This window comes from Shewanella sp. S1-49-MNA-CIBAN-0167 (assembly GCF_040310145.1).
GTDB classification, from domain to species: domain Bacteria; phylum Pseudomonadota; class Gammaproteobacteria; order Enterobacterales; family Shewanellaceae; genus Shewanella; species Shewanella psychromarinicola.
Map to the genome: position 1 here is coordinate 1 of NZ_JBEOPO010000084.1, position 2,626 is coordinate 2,626.

4 protein-coding genes are annotated in these 2,626 nt (G+C 40.7%); 3 read left to right on the forward strand and 1 reads right to left on the reverse strand.

Annotated elements, in window-relative coordinates:
• The first annotated feature begins 91 nt into the window (after positions 1 to 91).
• A complete protein-coding gene (locus AAEZ00_RS20415) occupies positions 92 to 424 on the forward strand; it encodes an immunity protein Imm33 domain-containing protein (RefSeq protein ID WP_351089689.1) in 333 nt (110 codons plus the stop codon).
• Positions 425 to 581: 157 nt separating this feature from the next.
• Positions 582 to 953 carry a DUF4844 domain-containing protein gene (locus tag AAEZ00_RS20420; protein ID WP_351077570.1) on the forward strand — a complete coding sequence of 124 codons (372 nt, stop codon included), beginning with the start codon at positions 582 to 584 and terminating at the stop codon, positions 951 to 953.
• 28 nt (positions 954 to 981) lie between these two features.
• On the opposite strand, the gene AAEZ00_RS20425 is transcribed toward AAEZ00_RS20420, so the two are convergent.
• Positions 982 to 1,932 carry an IS110 family RNA-guided transposase gene (locus tag AAEZ00_RS20425; protein ID WP_124012293.1) on the reverse strand — a complete coding sequence of 317 codons (951 nt, stop codon included), beginning with the start codon at positions 1,930 to 1,932 and terminating at the stop codon, positions 982 to 984.
• Positions 1,933 to 2,140: 208 nt separating this feature from the next.
• Here AAEZ00_RS20425 and AAEZ00_RS20430 point away from each other — a divergent pair, with 208 nt between their 5' ends.
• Positions 2,141 to 2,479, forward strand: a complete 339-nt coding sequence (locus AAEZ00_RS20430; RefSeq protein WP_351078822.1) for a hypothetical protein — start codon at positions 2,141 to 2,143, stop codon at positions 2,477 to 2,479.
• Positions 2,480 to 2,626 lie beyond the last annotated feature (147 nt).

Below are 2,626 nucleotides of genomic sequence, written 5' to 3' on the forward strand. Positions count from 1 at the left end.
TCAACGAACGCCACTTCGTGGCTGGACAGCCTAAAGCGTGGCTTCGCCACAGGCTGCCCGTTATAAAGGCGTTATATGCCTAGGGAATAGCATGAGTAGCCAGCAAGACATTTGCGTTAAATTTGAAACGGAATACTCACCGTGCAGTGATTCCGACAAACTAGGTATAGCTATTGAAACTATCGGTAAAGTCCCTATTAACGGTCTTCGCCACATTGCTGAAAATGGAACTTGTGGTTGGTATATTTGGTGTGGCGAAGAACTTAGTAACGACCCAGATTTCTTTAAACCACTGCACGTGAGTCACATCAATGAGTACTTACCAGAAATTGAACAGTATCTGGGTTTACCTTCTGGTTATAGATTTTTGGTTGCTGATGGTGTTGAGGATGTATGGCATGATTCATCACTTATCGGCATATAACAAACTGCTCAAGTTCGCAGCAAAAAACGCTGCGGGACAGTTACTCGCTGGCTTCGCCAACAACACTCGCAACTGCCCCTTAGCAGGGCGTTAGTGTGAACAAATGAAGCTTTTGCGAATACTGTTAGTCTTATGTTTAATTCAAGGCTGCAATGAAATGGAAATTAAAATGCTATCAAATGGAAGTGAAGTCAAAGAGGCTCTGCGAGAATTAAAGTCACAGAAGAAGTTCCTTGCAAACTTAGCTCTATTTTATCCAGGAGCACCAGACGAATTAATTCGAATCGAAGCTGAAAATGTAATAAATTCAGCTTTGGTAAAACTCATTGAATCACCACCTGATAGCTTTACTGAAAATGAGTTTTGGTTAACTTTAAAAGTTGCAGCAAAACAACTCGCTAAAATGGACTCTGAAGAAATAGAGCGTGGTTTATCTTATATGGAGGAAATCATGGATATCTATAAAATTGAATCCTCAGACGGTAGGTTAAACGAGTGGCGCTACGGTTTTGAGCCAAGTTCACACTAACAAGAGACTATGGCGTCAATAGTTAATTTTATGCTTTTGGCGCTTCCCATAAAACACCATCTCTTAGCATCGAATTTAAGATCACAACCATCTTCCTGATGCAGGCAATAATAGCCACTTTCTTTGGTTTTCCTGCAGCCACTAATCGCTGATAAGTCCCTTTAAAAACGGGGTTAGACTGTATCGCTGACATCATGGCCATGTATAAAACGGTTCTAACTTGATGTCGTCCTCCTTGGATTTTTCGGTGGCCTTTGAAGCGTCCACTTTCTTTATTCATTGGTGCTACACCGACTAACGAACTGGCTTCTTTGTTATTGATATAGCCTAATTCCGGTAGATTGCTGATGATTGACGCTGCGGCAATTTTACCTATCCCTTTCATGCTTTGCAGGATGAGGTTTTTAGCTTGATAGTCAGGGTTTGACTCGATGAGATTGACGATTTTAGTTTCAATTTTTGCAATCTGATTTTTAAACACCGTCAGGATAGGTTTGATGGTCATCGCAAGTTCTTTCGGAAGAATTTGAAGTCTATTCTTCTCCATAGTTTGCATGACCAGTAGTTGATTTCGTCTTCCGACCAAATCGCTCATAGCCTGCATGATATCGGGTTTTAGCGTTGATAGACGAGGTTTGATGGCCTCACTGTAATGAGCGATAAGTTGTGCATCTAGCTTATCGGTTTTAGCTCGTTGGCCAATTGCACCAGCAAAGCGTTTTATGTGTACAGGATTAGCGATAACGAAGGGTAAATTGGCATTAGCACAAGCGATGATAAAGGGCATTTCAAGCCTCCCAGTCGCTTCTATAACAATACGTTCAGGGTTGTGTTTTTTTATGAGTCTCACGGCTTCTTTGATGCCTTTATCATCGTTAGACACGGTAAAATAGATATCGAGTGGTCGAATATAAATGTCGAGTTGGTACTTGCCAGTATCGACACCGACGTTAATGTTTTGATTAGTTTTTGTTTTCATAATAAGCTAACTCTTGCTTGCAAATGCGGGTTCGAGACCCAGTAGACTATTCGAGTATTTTGCTTGGAGTCGTTTGTCGCGTTCTTTCTTGTTATCGGTCTCTCAATAGAGGATCCGTCATTCAATCGAACTACGACAAATGAAAGCTTTAGTTGCAGCTAAAGCCTGGGTCTCACATTACCCGAAACTGGGAATTATGTGTAATTAGGTGGGTTTATTATCCATACAAGCTGTTCAAACGGAAAATGTAGGTGTGGTTTCAATTCTTTTTTCAGCATTAACGATCAAAGTTGAAGATGGAAAGGTAAAATGGTTTTTTGGTCCAAAATTTTGGAATAAATCAATAAAAATATCTGAAATTGAGTCGGCACAAGAGATAAGAACAAAATGGTACTATGGGCTTGGAATTCGGTTAATCTCAACTGGATGGTTATATAACGTTTCTGGTCTAACGGCTGTTGAATTAAAACTTAAAGATGGCACAACGGTTTGTCTGGGTACAAACGATCCAAAAAATTTAATAAAGGCTATTAAGCAAAGTAGTTGACTCGTGCTCGTTCCTTGCAAGTTTTAGCCAACTATTTTCCGCCTTTTACAGTGTTCGTTACTAACTCGTCTCTGTCCGTGCGACCTGAAGTCGTATGAAGCGCTGTTCACCGCGAAGAGTGAACCATCTGTATCACCAGATGACCCT

Coding starts and splice junctions, on each gene's coding strand:
- AAEZ00_RS20425 (WP_124012293.1), bottom strand. CDS start 1,932: ATGAAAACAAAAACTAATCAAAACATTAACGTCGGTGTCGATACTGGC.
- AAEZ00_RS20415 (WP_351089689.1), top strand. CDS start 92: ATGAGTAGCCAGCAAGACATTTGCGTTAAATTTGAAACGGAATACTCA.
- AAEZ00_RS20420 (WP_351077570.1), top strand. CDS start 582: ATGGAAATTAAAATGCTATCAAATGGAAGTGAAGTCAAAGAGGCTCTG.